Source organism: Streptomyces sp. CNQ329 (assembly GCF_000482585.1).
Window position 1 is genome coordinate 1 of the sequence record NZ_AXVU01000064.1, and the last position, 19427, is coordinate 19427.

The following is a 19427-nucleotide window of genomic DNA, read 5'->3' on the forward strand; positions in this document are numbered from 1 at the left end:
GCACCGCCAGAATCTCGTGCCCGTCACGCTCCGCGTCCGACAGCCGCTCCAGCAGCACAAAGCCGACACCCTCACCCCAGCCCGTGCCATCCGCCGCCTGGGCAAACGGCTTACACCGCCCATCCGGCGCCAGCCCACGCTGACGAGAGAACTCCACGAACACACCCGGCGTCGCCATCACCGTCACACCACCGGCAAGCGCCAGATCACACTCACCATTACGCAACGCCTGCGCAGCCAAATGCATACTCACCAACGACGACGAACACGCCGTATCCACCGTCACCGCCGGACCCTCAAGCCCGAACGTATACGCCACCCGCCCCGACGCCACACTCGCCGCACCACCATTACCCAGGAAGCCGTCGAACCCCGGGGGCAGCCGGTCCATGAGCCGGGCGACGTAGTCGCTGTACATGACGCCCGCGAAGACGCCGGTCTTGCTGCCCCGCAGGCTGTGCGGGTCGAGGGTCGCGCGCTCGAACGCCTCCCACGCCGTCTCCAGCAGCAGCCGCTGCTGCGGGTCCGTGGCGGTCGCCTCCCGCGGGCTGATCTCGAAGAACGCCGCGTCGAATGCGGCGGCGTCGTACAGGAAGCCGCCTTCGCGGGCGTAACTCGTGCCGGAGCGGTCGGCGTCGGCATCGAAGAGCCCGTCCAGCTCCCAGCCGCGGTTCAGGGGGAACCCGGAGATCGCGTCCGTACCCTCGGCGACCAGCCGCCACAGGTCCTCGGGCGAACGCACCCCGCCCGGATACCGGCAGGCCATCGAAACGATCGCCACCGGCTCCTGGTCCCCGGTCTCCAGGACCGACAGGCGCTGCTGGGCCTCATGCAGCTCGGCGGTGACCCACTTGAGGTACTCGACGAGCTTCTCTTCCTTGGACATCCGCTCTCGTTCCCGTTGTGACGAAAGGCGAAGGCGTACTTTCGGGGAGTGTCGGCACGACGGCTAAAGGGGTCCCTAAGAATCTCCGAAGCCCCGGCGGCCGGCGTGTGCGCTCACATGAACCGCGCGGCGTCCACGGCCTCGGCCGCGTCGTGCAGCGACATGTCCGTCCGGCCGCTGATGACCCGCATGTGGCGGATGAGGCCGCTGCCGCCGATCCGCATCACCGCGATGAGGGAGATGCGTACGAACGTGCCCCGCGGCACGCCCTCCGGGCGCAGCTCGACGCTGATGGGCAGGGCGACGTGTTCGCGGTCCAGGCCGGCGACCGGCGCACCGGGGGTCTCGTGCACGCCGTACGACACCAGCCGGGCGATGTGGGCGCGGTACGCGGCGCGGTCGTTGAAAGTCTTGTCGCCGACGGGGTCCTCGACGTGGAGCGGATCGGCGAAGAGGGCGAGGACGCCGTCGACATCGCCCTCGTTGATCTGCCGGCAGTACTCCAGAGCGACTCGTTTGCGTGCGTCCTCGTCCAGCATCTGTGCTCCCCTTCACGACGGCGGTGCGGCCCTGTCCGCGCCCGTGACGGGCATGCTCGGCGCAGCCGCCAAAGCGCCGCCAAAGCCCTTGGCGCTGGACTAGTTCGGACCAAGCCCGTCTTTAGACGGCGCTCCTAGCTTCGGACTTCGTTCAGATGTGGATTCCGCGGCCGTCTCGGTCGGCGCCCGATCGCAGAAAGGGATTGCCGTTGTGAAGTCGTCACTGTGGCAGGACTTGCGGATGCTGGGAAACCTCTTCCTGGTCCGTACGACGTCCGACCCGGAGAAGAAGACAGCGCGACTGTACGAGATGTACCCGCCGGACCGGCTGGTCGTCGAGGACACCAACTACTACAACCTCGGCTACTGGCCGGGGAGCACGAAGCTCGACGAGGCGGCGCAGGCCCTCGCCGACGAGGTGGCCGACACGGCCGCGTTCAAGCCGGACGACACGATCCTGGACGTCGGCTTCGGCTACGGCGACCAGGACTTCCACTGGATCGAGAAGTACGGGCCGAGCAAGATCATCGGCATCAACATCACCAAGGTGCACATCCGGATCGCCACCGACCGCGCCCGGGAGCGCGGGCTGACGGACCGGATCGACTTCCGCGAGGGCTCCGCGACCGCGATCCCCCTGCCGGACAACAGCGTCGACAAGGTGGTGGCCCTGGAGTCGGCCTTCCACTTCGACACCCGCGCCGACTTCTTCGCCGAGGCGTACCGCGTGCTGCGCCCGGGCGGCGTGCTGGTGACCGCCGACATCATCCCGATGGAGGGCGGCAAGCCGAAGGCCGACATCCGCTCGCACGCCATCAAGTGGATCCGGGTCATGATCGACGACGCCAACTGGTACCCGCGCAAGCAGTACGGCGAGATCATGGAGTCCAAGGGCTTCGAGGGCGTCGAGGTGCGGACGATCCGGGACGAGGTCTACGAGCCCTGGCGCGAGTACCACGTGCGCCGGCTCCAGGACCCGACGTTCAAGGCCCGGTCCAGCAAGCTCTTCTACAAGATGGTGGCCATCGCCCACCGCGACCAGGACCTGCTCGCCGAAGAGCTGAAGTCGCTCGACTACGTGGTGGCCTCGGCCCGCAAGCCGGTCACGCCGTAACCGACGGGGCGCACGGCGGCCCGCCTTCCGCGCCGTCCGTCCGCAGCCGCCCGCCCTCCCGCAGGCCCCGCCGCCCGCGGGAGGGCGCAGGCCGGTCCGGCGGCCCGGCCCGCCCGTGCGGCCGGCACCGCCCCGTCCACTGCCGCTCCGCCGGTACGTACCCGCCGCGCGTCCCTGCCCGCAGGCGCCGCCGGCGCCGTCCCCATGAAGGCGTTCGATGGCCAGCAGCAACGAGGAAAAACTCCGCGACTATCTGAAGGCGGTCACCGCCGATCTGCGCCAGACCCGGCAGCGGCTCCAGTCCGTGGAGGAGCGCGAGCACGAGCCGATCGCGGTGGTCGGGATGGCCTGTCGGTACCCCGGCGGTGCGGTGTCACCCGACGCGCTCTGGGAGCTGGTGTCGGCGGGCGGGGACGCCATCGGCGAGTTCCCCGCCGACCGGGGCTGGGACCTGGAGGCGGTCTTCGACGCGGACCCGGACCGGGCGGGCACGAGCTACGCCCGCCGCGGTGGCTTCCTCTACGACCTTCCGGAGTTCGACGCCGGGCTGTTCGGGGTCTCGCCGCGGGAGGCCGCGGCGATGGATCCGCAGCAGCGGCTGCTGCTGGAACTGGCCTGGGAGGCGCTGGAGCGGGCGGGCATCGCGGCCGACGGGCTGCGCGGCTCGGCCACCGGTGTGTTCGCCGGCACCTCGGCGGCCGACTACGGGCCGCGGCTGCATGAGGCGAGCGGCGGCGCCGAGGGTTACATGCTGACCGGGACCACGCCGAGCGTCGCCTCCGGGCGGATCGCGTACACGCTCGGCCTGGAGGGGCCGGCGCTGACCGTGGACACGGCGTGCTCGTCCTCGCTGGTCGCGGTGCATCTGGCCACGCGCGCGCTGCGTGCGCGGGAGTGCACGATGGCGCTGGCCGGCGGGGCGACGGTGATGTCGACGCCGGGCATGTTCGTGGAGTTCTCCCGGCAGCGCGGGCTGGCGTCCGACGGACGCTGCAAGTCCTTCTCCGAGGACGCCGACGGCACCGGCTGGGCCGAGGGCGCGGGCATGCTGGTGCTGGAGCGGCTCTCCGACGCCCGGGCCGCCGGGCACCCGGTGCTCGCGGTGATCCGCGGCAGCGCCGTCAACCAGGACGGCGCCTCCAACGGCCTCACGGCGCCCAGCGGTCCCGCGCAGCAGCGCGTCATCGAGCAGGCCCTCGCCGACGCCCGGCTCACCGCCAGGCAGGTCGACGCCGTCGAGGCGCACGGCACCGGTACGTCGCTGGGCGACCCGATCGAGGCACAGGCCCTGCTCGCGACGTACGGCCGGGAACACGCCGCCGGACAGCCGCTGTGGCTGGGCTCGGTGAAGTCCAACATCGGGCACACCCAGACCGCCGCCGGCGTGGCCGGGATCATCAAGATGGTGCAGGCCATGCGGTACGGCCGGCTGCCGCGGACGCTGCACGCCGAGACGCCGTCACGGCACGTCGACTGGGACGCGGGCGGCGTCGCGTTGCTGACCGAGGAGATCGTCTGGCCGGAGTCGGACCGGCCGCGGCGCGCCGCGGTGTCGGCGTTCGGCATCAGCGGGACCAACGCGCACGTCGTCCTGGAGCAGGCGCCGCCCGCGGCGGAGCCGGAGGAGCACTCCGGCGAGCCGGGGGCGCGGACCGCGCTGTGGACGCTGTCGGCCCGTACCGGCGAGGCGCTGTGGGCACGGGCCGCCGACCTGGCCGAGGCGGTACGCGCCGAAGCACCGGCCGCCGCCGACGTCGGCTGGTCGCTGGCGACGACGCGTGCGGCGTTCGACGAACGGGCCGTGGTGCTGGGCGGCGATACCGCCGAGCTGGCCGAGGGCCTGGCGGCGCTGGCGGCGGACCGCGGCTCCCCGCGGGTGGTGCGCGGCACGGCGGTGTCCGGCGCGGCCCGTCCGGTCTTCGTCTTCTCCGGGCAGGGTGCGCAGTGGCCGGGGATGGCCGTCGGGCTGTGGGACTCCGAGCCGGTGTTCGCCGCGTCGATGGAGCGCTGCGCCGCCGCGCTCGCCCCGCACACGGGCTACGCGCTGCGCGAGAAGCTGACGACCCCCGCGGACGACGTCTCCTGGGAACGCGACGACGTCGTGCAGCCGCTGCTGTGGGCGGTGATGGTCTCGCTGGCGGAGCTGTGGCGCCACCACGGCGTGACGCCGGCGGCCGTCGTGGGCCACTCGCAGGGCGAGTTCGCGGCGGCCGTGGTCGCCGGGGCACTCTCGCTGGAGGACGGCGCCCGGCTGGTGGCCGTACGCAGCCGGGTGGTGCACGCACTGTCCGGGCACGGGTCGATGGCCTCGGTGTCGCTGCCCGTCGCGGAGGTGGAGAAGCGGCTCGCGGACACCGGCGGCGACGTCGGCGTCGCGGCCGTCAACGGTCCTTCGGCCACGGTCGTCGCCGGCGACGACGCGGACGTGCGGGCTTTCCTGCGCGACTGCGAAGAGCGTGGCGTACGGACGCGGACGGTGCCCATCGCGTACGCCTCGCATTCGCGGTTCGTCGAGCCGGTGCGCGAGGAGATGCTGCGCGAGCTGGCGGCCATCACCCCGCGGGCCGGGACGGTTCCGTTCTACTCCACCGTCACCGGCGAGCCGATGCCCACCGAGTCGCTGGACGCCGCGTACTGGTACCGCAACCTCCGCTCCCCCGTGCTCTTCGCGCAGACCGCGGAGCGGCTCATGGACGCGGGCCACACCGTGTTCCTGGAGATGGGTGCGCACCCGGTGCTCGTACCCGCGATCGAGCAGGTCCTCGACGCGACGGAGACCGAGGGCCGGGCGCTGGGCACGCTGCGCCGCGGCGAGGACGGCGAGCCGCGCTTCAAGCAGGCGCTGGCCGAGGCGTACGCCGCCGGTGTCGTGCCGGACTGGCAGGTTCTCTTCCCCGGCACCCGGACGGTGCCGCTGCCCACCTACCCGTTCCAGCGCCGCCGTTACTGGCTCGCCGACCGCGACGACCGGGCGCCTCAGCAGGCCGCCGGTCGCGGCGACGGGACGGACGAGACGTTCTGGACTCTGGTCGAGCAGGCCGATACCGAGGCGCTGCACCGGGAGCTGCCGGAGGTCGGCGAGGACACGCTGCGCGAGATGGTGCCAGCACTGCACCGCTGGCGCACCCGGACCCGTACGGATGCGGCGCTCGCCGGCCAGCGCTACGAGATCGGGTGGCGCCCGGCCGCGGAGCGGCGGACGCCGGGGCCCGACGGCCACTGGCTGCTGGTGACCCGCATCGGGGCCGAGGGGCGCCTCGCCGCCTGGGCCGACGCGGCGGGTGCCGCGCTCTCCGCCCGCGGCGCGCGGGTGACCGTGGTCGGGCTCGACGAGCGGGCCACCGACGACCCTGCGGACATCGCACGGCGCGTGTCGGCGGCGCTGGCCGGCGAGGCGGCCGACGGCGTGCTGTCGCTGCTGGCGCTGGACGAGCGTCCGCACCCCGGGCACGCGGCGCTGCCGTCCGGTGTCGGAGGGCTGCTGGGGCTCGTGCAGGCGCTGGCGGACCTGGGTGTCGCGGCGCCCGTGTGGTCGCTGACGTGCGCGGCGGTGAGCGCCCTGGACGACGATCTGGTGGCGCATCCGGTGCAGGCGCAGACATGGGGCCTGGGCCGGGTGGTGGCGCTGGAGCAGCCGCAGTTGTGGGGCGGCCTGGTCGATCTCCCGGAGGGGCCCGGCGACGAGGACTGGCTGCGGGTGTGCACGGTGCTCGCGGGCGGGGCCGGGGACGAGGACCAGGTGGCGATCCGCCCCGGGGGGCTGCGCGTACGGCGGCTGTTGTCCGTGCCGGCGCCCGCGGACGGCCCGGCGTGGCGTCCGGGCGGCACGGTCGTGGTCACCGGAGGCTCCGGCTCGCTGGCGCCGCACGTGGCGCGCTGGCTGGCCGGCAGCGGGGCGGAGCACATCGTGCTGGCCAGCCGTCGCGGCCCCGATGCGCCCGGCCACGCCGCGCTGGCCGGCGAACTCGCCGCGCGGGGCGTGAAAGTGACGGCGCTGTCGTGCGACCTGACCGACCACGACTCGGTACGCACCATGCTGGAGCAGGCCGCGCAGCCGGGCGGGCCGGTGCGGGCGGTCGTGCACGCCGCGACCGCGACCCACCTGGAGCCGTTGGCCGGTGCCTCCGCCGCCGGGGTGGCGGACGTGCTGGCGGCGAAGGCGCTCGGTGCGGTCCACCTCGCCGAGTTGCTGGCCGCGGACGGCGATGCCGAGCTGGTGTTCTTCTCGTCCATCGCGGCCGTCTGGGGCAGCGGTGAGCACGGCGCGTACGCGGCGGCGAACGCCTTCCTCGACGCGTACGCGGAGCAGCTTCGCCGGCAGGGCCGGAAGGTGACGTCGGTCGCCTTCGGCGCGTGGCGCAGCGAGCGGCTGCCCGAGGAGCTGGACGAGGCGCAGTTGGAGCGGCAGGGCCTGCCGCTGCTGGACCCGGACCTCGCGCTCACCGGACTCGGCCGGGAACTGGCCGCGGGCTCCGGCCGGCCGGTGACGCTGGTCGACGTCGACTGGGAGACGTTCGCCCCCGTCTTCGCCTCGGCCGGGCCCCGGCCGCTGCTGGACGAGATCCCCGCCGCCCGTGCTGCGCTGCGGCGCTCCGGGGCGGCGGACGCCGCCGGAGCGGTGGGCGCGGGCGACGACGGGGAGCGGCTGAAGCGTCTGGCGCAGATGCCCGGGGCGGCCCGCGGGAGCGAGGTGCTGGACATCGTGACCGCCGAGGTGGCCGCGGTGCTGGGCCACGGGCCGGCCGACCGGCCCGCGCCGGGGCGGACGTTCAAGGAACTGGGCCTCGACTCGCTGACCGCGGTGGCGCTGCGCAACCGGCTGCGGGCCGCCACCGGGCTTGCGCTGCCGGTGACGCTCGTCTTCGACCACCCCAGCCCGCAGGCCCTCGCCCGCTACCTGACCGGACAGTTGGGCGCGGCCGGCGAGCCGGCGCCGCCCGGCTCCGTACACGAGGAGCTGGACCGGCTGGCCGCGGCCCTGGACGCCGCGCCCGTCGAGGGCGCCGAACGCGCGGCCGTGCACGACCGGTTGCAGGCGCTCGCCGCCGCGCTGGCCGGCCCCGGCGCCGCGGCGGCCGGTACCCACGAGGACGACGAGGCGGGACTCGACGAGGCCAGCACCGAAGACCTACTGAAGATCATCGACGACGAGTTCGGCCCGGCGGAGCCGGGACCGACCGCATCGACAACCGGCTGACCAGCGCCGGAGCGGCGCACGAGAGGAGCAGTTCCGGCCATGGCCGAGGAAGACAAGCTGCGCGACTACCTCAAACGGCTCACCGTCGACCTGCGCCGCACCACGCGCAGGCTGCGCGAGGTGGAGGAGCAGCGCCGGGAGCCGGTCGCGGTCGTCGGCATGGCCTGCCGGCTGCCCGGCGGCGTGCGGACCCCCGAGGACCTGTGGGAGCTGCTGCACGACGGCCGGGACGCCATCTCCGCCATGCCCGCTGACCGGGACTGGCACCTGGACGACCACTTCGACCCGGACAGCGGCCGGCCCGGCACCTCGTACGTGCGCGAGGGCGGCTTCCTGGACGACGTCGCCGGTTTCGACGCGGCCTTCTTCGGCATCTCCCCGCGCGAGGCGCTGGCCATGGACCCGCAGCAGCGGCTGCTGCTGGAGCTGACGTGGGAGAGCGTGGAGCGGGCCGGGATCGACGCGCACGCGCTGCGCGGCTCCCGTACCGGCGTGTTCGTGGGCAGCAACCCCACCGAGTACGGCGGCCTCCTCGGTGACGCCGCCGCGCACGTGGGCGGGCACCTCCTCACCGGCACCGTCCTGAGTGTGCTGTCCGGACGGCTCGCGTACACCCTCGGTCTCGAAGGCCCGGCGGTGAGCGTGGACACCGCGTGCTCCACGTCGCTGACCGCGGTGCATCTCGCGGTGCAGGCGTTGCGCCGCGGCGAGTGCACGATGGCGCTGGCCGGCGGGGCGACGGTGTTCTCCACGGTCGGGCCGTTCACCGAGATGAGCCGGCAGGGGGTGCTGGCCGCCGACGGGCGCTGCAAGGCGTTCGGCGCAGGCGCCGACGGCATGGGCATGTCCGAGGGCGGGGGCGTCGTGCTGCTGGAGCCGCTCAGCGCGGCCCGCCGCAACGGCCACCGCGTGCTCGCCGTGATCCGCGGCAGCGCCGTCAACTCCGACGGCTCCTCCAACGGGCTGACGGCGCCGAGCCGGCAGGCGCAGGAGAGGGTGATCCGTGCGGCCCTCGCCGACGCGGGCCTCGGCGCCGCCGACGTCGACGCGATCGAGGCGCACGGCACGGGCACGGAGCTGGGCGACCCGATCGAGGCGCAGGCGCTGCTGGAGGTCTACGGCCGCGGCCGGGCCGCCGCCGGGACACCGCTGTACCTCGGCTCGGTCAAGTCGAACATCGGGCACACCCAGGCCGCCGCGGGAGTGGCCGGGCTGATGAAGCTGGTTCTGGCCCTGGAGCACGGGCAGTTGCCCCGTACGCTGCATGCGGACGAACCCAGCCCGCACGTCGACTGGGACCCGGCGGCGCTCGCGCTGCTGGACGAGGCGCTGCCGTGGCGCGGCGAGGAGCGTACCCGCCGGGCCGCGGTGTCGGCGTTCGGCATCAGCGGCACCAACGCGCACGTGATCGTGGAGCAGCCGCCGGCCGACGAGGAGGAACCGGCGCCGCCGGCACCGTCCGGCGGCCCCGTCCGGCCCTGGCTGGTCTCCGCCGCCACGGCGGACGGGCTGCGCGCGCAGGCGGCCCGCCTGGCCGAGCACGTCCGCGCCCGCCCGGAGCTGGCCGCCGACGCCGTGGGCCACGCGCTGGCGACCTCCCGGGCCGCGCTCGGGCACCGCGCGGTGCTCCTCGGCGCCGACCGCGAGGAGTTGCTCGGGCGGCTCGACGCCCTCGGCCGCGGCGACGCCGCCACCGGGCTGGTCACCGGCGTGCAGCAGACCGGCCGGCTGGCGCTGATGTTCTCCGGGCAGGGCAGCCAGCGACCGGGCATGGGGCGCGAACTGTACGAGGCGTTCCCCGTGTTCGCCGAGGCGCTGGACGAGGTCTGCGCGGCCCTCGACGCGCATCTCGACGTCCCGGTGCGCGAGGTGATGTTCGCCGCGGCGGGCACCGAGCAGGCGGCGCTGCTGGAGCACACCCTCTACACCCAGCCCGCGCTGTTCGCGATGCACACCGCGCTGGCCCGGCTGCTCAGGTCGTGGGGCGTGCGGCCCGACCACCTCATCGGGCACTCCGTGGGCGAGCTGTCGGCCGCGCACGTGGCCGGGGTGTTCCCCCTTGATGTCGCCGCGGACATGGTCGCCACCCGGGCGAAGCTGATGCACTCGCTCCCCGAGGGCACCGGCATGCTCGCCGTGCGGTCCGGTCCCGAGCCGCTCGCCGCGCATCTGGAGCGGCACGCGGGGGTGGAGGTCGCCGCGTACAACTCCCCCGCGGCGACCACGCTCGCCGGACCGCTCGACGTGCTCGACGAGCTGGCGCGGGAACTGGCCGACGCCGGCGTCCGCGCCAGGCGGCTGAAGGTGGCGCACGCCTTCCACACCGCGCACACCGAGCCGGTCCTCGACGCCTTCGCGCGCCATCTGACGGACCTCTTCGACCGCCACGCCCTCGGCGAGGCGGAGGTTCCCGTCCTCTCCAACGTCACCGGTCTGCCCGCGACGGACCGCCGGCACCACGACCCCGCGTACTGGGCCGAGCACATCCGCAACCCCGTCCGCTTCCACCAGGGCGTCACCGACCTCGCCGGCCGGGGCACGACGACGTATCTGGAGCTGGGCCCCGACGCCGGCCTCAGCACCCTCGCGCAGGCGGTGCTCGACGACGGCCCGGCGCGGGCGGGCGGCGAACCCGCCGTGGTCACCTCGGCGCTGCGCCGCGCCCACCCCGAGGTCCCCGCCCTGCTCACTGCGGTCGCGCGGCTGCACGTGCACGGTACGGAGGTGGACTGGCGCCCCCTCCACGCAGAGGGCCGGCCGGTCGAGCTGCCGACGTACGCGTTCCAGCGGCGCCCGTACTGGCTGCGCCAGGCTCGTCCGGCCGCCGACCAGCCGGGCGTACGCGTCACCCGGCATCCGCTGCTGGGCGCGGTGCTGGAGACGGCGGACGCCGAGCGGCCGGGAGCGGTGTTCACCGGCCGGATCAGCGCGCGTACGCCCGGCTGGCTGCCGGACCACGTGCTCGGCGACACCGTGGTGCTCCCGGGCACGGGCGCCGTGGAGATCGCCCTGTGCGCGGCGCGGCACGTCGGCTGCGCCCGCGTCGAGGAGTTGACGCTGCGCAGCCCGGTGGTGCTGCCGGCCGAGGGCACGCTGCAGCTCCAGGTGGCGGTGGACGCCCCGGACATCGACGGCCGCCGTGCTCTCTCCCTGTACGCCCGCCCGGAGGCGGACGAGGACACCGCGGAGTTCGGCTCGGGCGCCCCATGGACGCTGCACGCGACGGGTGTGGTGGCGCCGGACACCGGGGCCGCTCCCGGCTCCTGGGACGGCACCGCCTGGCCGCCGGCGGGTGAACCGGCCGCGGTCGTGGACGACCTGTACGACGGGCTGCACGAGCGCGGGATGAACTTCGGCCCGGCCTTCCGCTCCCTGCGCACGGTGTGGCGCGCAGGCGAGCACCTGTACGCCGACCTGGCGCTGCCCGAGGCGCAGCACGCGGATCTCGACGAGTACGGCATCCACCCCGCGATGCTGGACGCCGCGCTGCACACGGTCGCGCTGCTGGACGAGTCGGGGACGGAGCTGCGGCTGCCGTTCACCTGGTCCGGTGTACGGCTGCTGTCGCGGCCCGGCGCGGCGGCGCTGCGCGCCCGGGTGACGCCCACCGGGCCGGAGACCGTCGCCCTGGACCTCGCCGACGCGGCGGGCACGCCGGTGCTGCGGGTGGACGAGGTGGCGCTGCGGCCGGTACCTGCCGACAGCCTGGCGGCGGTGTCCGCCGACCCCTTGTACGGGGTGGAGTGGCAGCAGCTCGACACGGCGGCGGAGGCCGTGGACGGCGTGGAGTCGTGGGAGACGGAATTCGACGCGTTCGCCGGGAGGCCCGACTCCGCGGAGACCGTTCCCGGGCGGCCCGGCGTGGTCGTCGTACGGTGCCCGGCCGCGGACGGCGGCGGCGACGGCACGGCGGAGAGGGCGCGTACGGTCGTCACCACGGCGCTGGCCGCCGTGCAGCGGTGGCTGTCCGACGACCGCTACGCCGACAGCCGCCTCGCCGTGGTCACCCGCGGCGCGGTCGGCGCGGACAGGGACGGGGACGTACCCGCGCTGGAGCACGCGCCGGTGTGGGGGCTGCTGCGCTCGGCGCAGTCGGAGCACCCGGACCGGATCGTGCTGGTCGACGACGACCCGGCGGAACAGTCGGCGCTCTCCGTCGCGGACGCGGTACGGGTCGCGCTGGCGGCCGGAGAACCGCAGGTGGCGATCCGGGGCGGCGACCTCCTCGCCCCGCGGCTCACCCGGATCGCGCCGGACGGCCCCGCGCTCCTCGACCCCGCAGGCACCGTGCTGGTCACCGGCGCGAGCGGCACGCTCGGCGGGCAGGTCGCCGCGCATCTCGTCAAGGCGCACGGCGTACGCCGCCTGCTCCTCGTCAGCCGCCGGGGGCAGGCTGCTCCCGGCGCGGCCGGGCTGCGCGAAGAACTCACCGGTCTGGGCGCCGAGCTGGCCTTCGCCGCCTGCGACGTCGCCGACGCTGACGCCCTCGCCGAGACGCTGGGCGGGATCCCGTCGGAGCACCCGCTCACCGCCGTGGTGCACGCGGCGGGCGTACTGGACGACGCGACCTTCGGCGAGCTGACGCCCGCCCGGCTCGACACGGTGCTGCGGCCGAAGGCTGACGGCGCCTGGCACCTGCACCGGCTCACCGCGGACCTGCCGCGGGTCGCGTTCGTGCTGTTCTCGTCGTTCGCATCGGTGGTCGGCACCCCCGGCCAGGCCAACTACGCCGCCGCGAACGGCTTCCTGGACGCCCTGGCCCAGCACCGCCGTGCCCGCGGGCTGCCCGCCGTCAGCCTCGCCTGGGGTCTGTGGGAGCAGGGCGGCATGGGCGAGAGCCTGGACCGGGCGAGCCGGGCACGCATCGCCCGCGCCGGCGTACGCGCCATGTCCGCGAGCCGGGCGCTCGGCCTGCTGGACACGGCGCTGCGCAGCCCCGTGGCGCTGGCCGCCCCCGTGGTCCTCGACCGCCCGGCGCTGCGCACGCAGTCCCGCACCGGAACGTTGCCCGCCGTACTCCGCGCGCAGGCCCCCGCTCCCGGCCCCGCCGAGAACACCACCGCCGCCGGAGCCCCGGCCGCCGCCGATCCGCTCTCGGGGCTCGCCGCACTCGGCCGCGCCGAGCAGGACCGCACGCTGCTGGCGCTCGTACGGCGCACCGCCGCGCTCGCGCTCGGCCTGCCCGAGGGCGAGTCGGTGAGCCCCGGACAGAGCTTCCGCGACCTCGGCTTCGACTCGCTCACCGCGGTCGAGATGCGCAACCAGCTCAGCGCCGCCACCGGTCGCAGGCTGCCCGCCACCGCGGTCTTCGATCACCCCACGCCGCAGGCGCTCGCCGACCACCTGCGCGCGGAGCTGCTGGAGTCCGCCGAAGCCGCCACCCCGGCCGTACCGACGGCCGCCGCCCACGCGGCCGACGACGACCCGATCGCCGTCGTCGCCATGTCCTGCCGCTACCCCGGCGGCGTGGACTCCCCCGCGGACCTGTGGAATCTGCTCAGCCGGGGTGGCGAGGGCACCGGGACCTTCCCGGAGAACCGCGGCTGGGACATCGACGCGATCTTCGACCCGAGCGGGGAGCGCCCGGGCACCACGTACACCCGCTCGGGCTCCTTCCTCCACGAGGCGGACCAGTTCGACGCCGAGTTCTTCGGGATCTCGCCGCGCGAGGCGGCCTCGATGGACCCGCAGCAGCGGCTGCTGCTGGAGCTGTGCTGGGAGGCTGTCGAGAGCGCCGGCATCCCCGCCGACCGGCTGCGGGGCTCCTCGACGGGTGTCTTCGCGGGAATCATGTACAGCGACTACGGCGGCCGGCTGCTGCTGCGTACCCCGGCGGAGTACGAGGGGTACGTGGGCAACGGCAGCGCGCCGAGCGTGGCGTCGGGACGGATCGCGTTCACCTTCGGCTTCGAGGGGCCCGCGCTGACCGTCGACACGGCATGCTCGTCGTCGCTGGTCGCGGTGCACCTCGCGGCGCAGTCCCTGCGCAACGGCGAGTGCACGCTGGCGCTGGCGGGCGGCGCGACGGTGATGTCGACGCCGGCGGTGTTCGTGGAGTTCTCCCGGCAGCGCGGCCTCGCCCCCGACGGCCGCTGCAAGTCCTTCTCGGATGCCGCCGACGGCACGGGCTGGGGCGAGGGCGCCGGTGTGCTGCTGCTGGAGCGGCTGTCGGACGCCGAGCGCAACGGGCACCAGGTACTCGCGGTCCTCCGCGGCTCCGCCGTCAACCAGGACGGTGCCTCCAACGGCCTCACCGCGCCCAACGGCCCCGCCCAGCAGCGCGTCATCCGGCAGGCCCTGGCCAACGCCCGGCTGACCGGCGCCGAGGTGGACGCCGTCGAGGCGCACGGCACCGGCACGACGCTCGGCGACCCGATCGAGGCACAGGCGCTGCTGGCGACGTACGGGCGCGAGCACTCGGCCGATCGGCCGCTGTGGCTGGGCTCCGTGAAGTCCAACCTGGGGCACACGCAGGCCGCCGCAGGTGTCGCCGGAATCATCAAGATGATCCAGGCCATGCGGCACGAGGTGCTGCCGCGCACGTTGCACGTCGACAAGCCGTCGCAGCACGTCGAGTGGGATGCGGGCGTCGTCTCGCTGCTGACCGAGCAGCGGGCGTGGCCGCGCGCCGGGGCCGACCGGCCGCGGCGGGCGGGCGTGTCCGCGTTCGGGATCAGCGGCACGAACGCGCACGTCATCCTGGAGGAGGCGCCGGCCGTCGCGCCGGAGGCGCCGGACGAGACGCCACGGTCACCCGGCGCCGTACTGCCCTGGCTCGTCTCCGGCGCCACCCCGGAGGGCCTGAGCGCCCAGGCAGCCCGGCTGGCCGAGCGGGTCCAGGAGCGGCCGGAGCTGAGCGCGCCCGACCTGGCGTGGTCGCTGGCCTCCCGCCGTACCGCCCTGCCGTACCGCGCCACCGTCCTCGGCCGCGACCGTACGGAACTCCTCGACGGCCTGCGCGGGCTCGCCCGGAACCGGACCACCCCCGGCGTGATCCGTACCCGAAGCGAGCAGAAGCCCGGCGGCCTGGTGTTCATGTACTCCGGCCAGGGCAGCCAGCGCCCCGGCATGGGCCGCGAACTGTACGGCGTGCTGCCCGAGTTCACCGAGGCGCTCGACGAGGTGTGCGCGGCGCTCGACGCACACCTCGACCTTCCCGTTCGCGACGTGATGTTCGCCGACGCGGCCGGCGACGGGTCCGCGCTGCTCGACCAGACCCTCTACACCCAGACCGGTCTCTTCGCCCTGCACACGGCGCTGACCCGCCAGCTCCAGGCGTGGGGACTGCGGCCCGACCACCTGATCGGCCACTCCATCGGCGAGGTGACCGCCGCGCACGTCGCCGGCGTGCTCTCCCTCGCCGACGCGGCCCGGCTCGTCACGGCCCGCGCGCGGCTGATGAACGAACTCCCCCACGGCACGGGCGGCATGCTCGCCGTCCAGGCCGGGCCGGAGTCGCTGGCCGAGCACGTGGAGCGGCACGCGCGGGCGGAGATCGCCGCGTACAACTCCCCCGTGGCGACGGTGCTCGCCGGGCCGGCGGAAGCACTGGCCGCGCTCGCCGCGGAGCTGGGCGAGGCCGGGGTCCGCACCCGCGGGCTGAAGGTGAGCCACGCCTTCCACTCCGCGCAGATGGACCCCGTCCTGGCCGAGTTCACGAGCGCCGCGGCCCAGCTCACGTACGGTGTGCCCGCCCTCCCGGTGGTGTCGAACCTCACCGGCACGACGGCCACGGCCGGTGAGCTGTCCGATGCCGCCTACTGGGCCGAGCACATCCGCCGTCCGGTCCGCTTCCACCAGGGCATCGACCACCTCGTCGGCGAAGGCGCCACCGCCTTCCTGGAGATCGGGCCCGGCGCCACCCTGACCACGCTCACCCGGGCGATCCTGCCGAACGACGAGGACGCGGCGGTGATCCCGGCGCTCCGCCCGGCCCGCAGGGCTGCGGCCGACGACGCGCCGGCGACCCCGCCCGACGAGCCCACCGCGCTCCTGCACGCCATGGGGGAACTGCACGCGCACGGCACCGGCCCGCGGTGGACGGACGTGCTGCCGCAGGGACGCCCGGTCGAGCTGCCCACGTACGCCTTCCAGCGCAGCCGTTACTGGATCGACCCGGTGGAGCCCGCCGCAGCGGAGCGGGCGCAGTCCGGCCTGCACTACCGGCCGTCCTGGGCGCGCCTGCCGCGGGGCGGCGGCGCGGCGCTCGACGGCACCTGGCTGCTCGCGGTGCCGGCCGGCGGACAGGCCGGCGAGTGGCCGGACTTCTGCGCCACGGCGCTCCAGGATGCCGGGGCGCAGGTCGCCACCGTGGAGATCGCCGCGGACCCGGAACGCGCAACGCTCGCCGAGCAGCTCGCCCGGCGGACGGAGACGGCCGGCCGGCCCCGGGGGATCCTGTCGTTGCTGGCCGTACGCGCCGACGCCACCGGCACGGACCCGGCCGCCGACGAGGTACCCGAGGAGCTGACCGCGACCGCCGTCCTCACCCAGGCGCTCGGCGACGCCGGCGTGACCGCTCCCCTGTGGGCGGCCACCCGCCAGGCCGTGTCCGTGGGCGACGAGGACCCGCTCCGGAACCCGGACTCCGCCCTGGTGTGGGGCTTCGGCAGGGCGGCGGCGCTCGAAGCGCCCGCGCGCTGGGGCGGGCTGATCGACCTTCCGGGCACGCCCGCCGACCTCGGCGCGCGCGGGCGCGCGGAGCTGGCGCGGCTGCTCGGCGGCTCGCCGGACGGCTCCGGCGCGCCGGTGGAGGACCAGATCGCGCTACGGGCCGACGGGCCGCGGGCGCGGCGGCTCAGGCGTACGACGCCCGCCCGCAAGGCGGACGCCGAGTGGCCGCCCCGCGGTACCGTCCTGATCACCGGCGGCACCGGCGGCCTCGGTGCGCACGCCGCCCGCTGGCTGGCCGCGAACGGAGCCGAGCACCTGCTCCTCGTCAGCCGCCGCGGACCCGCCGCCCCCGGCGCGGAGGAGCTGCGCGCCGAGCTGACGTCGGCCGGCGCCGCCGTGACGATCGCCGCCTGCGACGTCACCGACCGGGCGGCCCTCGCCGCGCTGCTCGCCGGCGTACCCGGGGAGACCCCGCTCACCGCCGTGCTGCACGCGGCAGGTGTCAGCGTGGACCGCAGGCTGGAGGACCTGGACGCCAAGCACTTCGCCGAGGTGCTCGGTCCCAAGTCCCTCGCCGCCCGCCATCTGCACGAGCTGACCCAGGACGCGGACGGCCGCAGCCGGCTCAGCGCCTTCGTGCTCTTCTCGTCGACCGCCGGCGTATGGGGCAGTGGTGCCCAGGGCGCGTACGCCGCCGGCAACGCCTACCTCGACGCGCTCGCCGAACACCGCCGCGCACGCGGCCTCCCGGCCGCCGCGGTGGCCTGGGGCGCGTGGAGCGGCGAGGGCATGGCCGGCGACGGGGAGAACTCCCGCCGCCTGCTGCGCCGCGGCATCCGCGGCCTCGACCCGGCTGCCGCGGTGGAGGCCCTGGCCGAGGCCGTACGGGCGGACGAGGCGCCCACGACGATCGCCGACATCGACTGGTCGACGTTCGCCGTCGCGTTCACGTCGCGCCGGCACAGCCCGCTGCTGGGCGAACTGCCGGAGGCGCGCGCGGTCACGGGGGCGGCCACAGGGGCGCGGGAGGCGGACGAGCCGGAGACCGAGGGTGCCGACGCCGCCGCACGGCTGCGGTCGCTGCTGGCAGGCCGCACGCCCGAGGAGCAGCAGCGCGAGCTGCTGGACCTGGTGCGTGCGGAGGTCGCGGGCGTACTCGGGCACGCGTCGGCCGACAGCGTACGGCCCGGAAAGCCCTTCAACGATCTGGGGTTCGACTCCCTCACCGCCGTCGAACTGCGCAACCGCGTCAACACCCGGACCGGGCTGCGGCTGCCGACGACCGTCGTCTTCGACCACCCGTCGCCGGACGCCCTCGCCGCGTGCCTGCGCGAGGAACTGGGCGGCCCCGACGCCGACGGCCAGTCGTTCCTCGCCGACCTGGCCCGGCTCGACGGGGAGCTGAGCGGCGCGGCACTGGCGGACGAGGAGGTGCGGCGGCGGGCCGGGGAGCGGCTGCGGGCGATGCTCCAGCGGCTCGACGGACCGGCGCCGGCCCCGTCGTACGGGGCGGGCGACGGCCACGCGGCAGGCGACGCCCCGGACGGCGGCGGCGCCGACGGCGAGGCGAACAGCGACCTGGAGTCGGCCTCCGTCGACGACCTTCTCGACATCATCCAGACGGAGTTCGGCAAGTCATGACGCCCGCCGCCCGTACCTCCCCGCCCGTGAACGCCCCCGCACACCCCCTCCCGCCCATGAACCACCCGGTACCTCTCCGCGCCTCGACAAGGAGCTTGCGCTGATGAAGAACGAGCAGAAGCTTCTGGACAACCTGAAGTGGGTGACCGCGGAGCTCCGCCAGGCCCGCCGGCGCCTCGACGAGGCCGAGTCGAAGTCCTCGGAGCCCATCGCCGTCGTGTCCATGGCCTGCCGCTACCCCGGCGGGGTGGCCTCGCCCGAGGACCTGTGGCGGATGGTGGCCGAGGGCCGCGACGGGCTCGTGGAACTCCCGGGTGACCGCGGCTGGCCCGAGGACCTCTACGACCCGGACCCGGCGGCGGGCGGCAAGAGTTACACGCGGATGGGTGCCTTCCTGCAGGGGGCAGAGCAGTTCGACGCGGAGCTGTTCGGCATCTCGCCGCGCGAGGCGCTGGCGATGGACCCCCAGCAGCGGCTGCTGCTGGAGACGGCGTGGGAGGCGTTCGAGCGGGCGGGCATGGACCCGGCCGGGGTGAAGGGCAACCGGACCGGCGTCTTCGCGGGGCTCAACTCCCAGGACTACCTGCTGCGCCTGTACCGCGCCACGGGCGACCTGGAGGGTTACGCGGCGACCGGCAGCGCGGGCAGCGTGGCGTCCGGCCGGGTGGCGTACACCTTCGGGCTGGAAGGCCCGGCGGTGACGGTGGACACGGCGTGCTCGTCGTCCCTCGTCGCGCTCCACCTGGCGATTCAGGCTCTGCGCAACGGCGAGTGCGACAGCGCGCTGGCGGGTGGCGCCACCGTCATGTCCAGCCCGTCGGCCTTCACGGTCTTCTCCCGCCAGCGCGGTCTGGCCGCGGACGGCCGCTGCAAGGCGTTCGCCGAGGCGGCGGACGGCACGGGCTGGGGCGAGGGCGTCGGCCTGGTGCTCCTGGAGCGGCTGTCGGACGCACAGCGCAACGGGCACCAGGTGCTCGCGGTGGTGCGAGGTTCGGCGATCAACCAGGACGGCGCGTCGAACGGACTCACGGCACCGAACGGCCCGTCCCAGCGCCGGGTCATCGAGCAGGCCCTCGCCAACGCCAAGCTGAGCGCGGGCCAGGTCGACGTGGTCGAGGCGCACGGTACGGGGACGACGCTGGGCGACCCGATCGAGGCGCAGGCGCTGCTCGCCACGTACGGGCGCGAGCACTCGGCCGATCGGCCGCTCTGGCTGGGCTCGGTGAAGTCGAATGTCGGGCACACGCAGGCCGCGGCCGGTGTGGCGGGCGTGATCAAGATGGTCGAGGCCATGCGGCACGGTGTGTTGCCGCCCACCCTCCACGTGGACCGGCCGACCAGTCACGTGGAGTGGGACACCGGCCACGTCGCGCTGCTGACGGAGACGCGGGAGTGGCCGGAGACGGGCCAGCCGCGGCGGGCGGCGGTGTCGTCGTT

6 protein-coding genes are annotated in these 19427 nt (G+C 75.0%); 4 read left to right on the top strand and 2 right to left on the bottom strand.

Annotated elements, in window-relative coordinates; translation table 11 throughout:
• Both I003_RS0127510 and I003_RS0127515 read right to left on the bottom strand, forming a co-directional pair.
• Nucleotides 1-886 (bottom strand): beta-ketoacyl synthase N-terminal-like domain-containing protein (locus tag I003_RS0127510; protein ID WP_027774439.1); only part of this gene is annotated, 886 nt, incomplete at its 3' end.
• 113 nt (nt 887-999) lie between these two features.
• On the bottom strand, nt 1000-1425 hold the full coding sequence (locus I003_RS0127515) for a nuclear transport factor 2 family protein (RefSeq protein WP_027774440.1): 426 nt from the start codon (nt 1423-1425) through the stop codon (nt 1000-1002).
• Nucleotides 1426-1636: 211 nt separating this feature from the next.
• Between I003_RS0127515 and I003_RS0127520 the strand changes: the two genes are divergently transcribed.
• The 4 genes from I003_RS0127520 to I003_RS0127535 all read left to right on the top strand — a co-directional run.
• Complete coding sequence (locus I003_RS0127520) at nt 1637-2539, top strand: SAM-dependent methyltransferase (protein WP_486584415.1); 903 nt, start codon at nt 1637-1639, stop codon at nt 2537-2539.
• A 217-nt stretch (nt 2540-2756) separates the two neighbouring features.
• Nucleotides 2757-7736, top strand: coding sequence for a type I polyketide synthase (locus tag I003_RS0127525; RefSeq protein ID WP_027774442.1), 4980 nt, complete (start codon nt 2757-2759; stop codon nt 7734-7736).
• Nucleotides 7737-7775: 39 nt separating this feature from the next.
• Entirely contained in the window at nt 7776-17990 is a 10215-nt protein-coding gene (locus I003_RS0127530; RefSeq protein ID WP_027774443.1) for a type I polyketide synthase, read from the top strand.
• A 103-nt stretch (nt 17991-18093) separates the two neighbouring features.
• Nucleotides 18094-19427, top strand: a 1334-nt coding sequence (locus I003_RS0127535; RefSeq protein WP_027774444.1) for a beta-ketoacyl synthase N-terminal-like domain-containing protein, incomplete at its 3' end; no start/stop codon positions are given.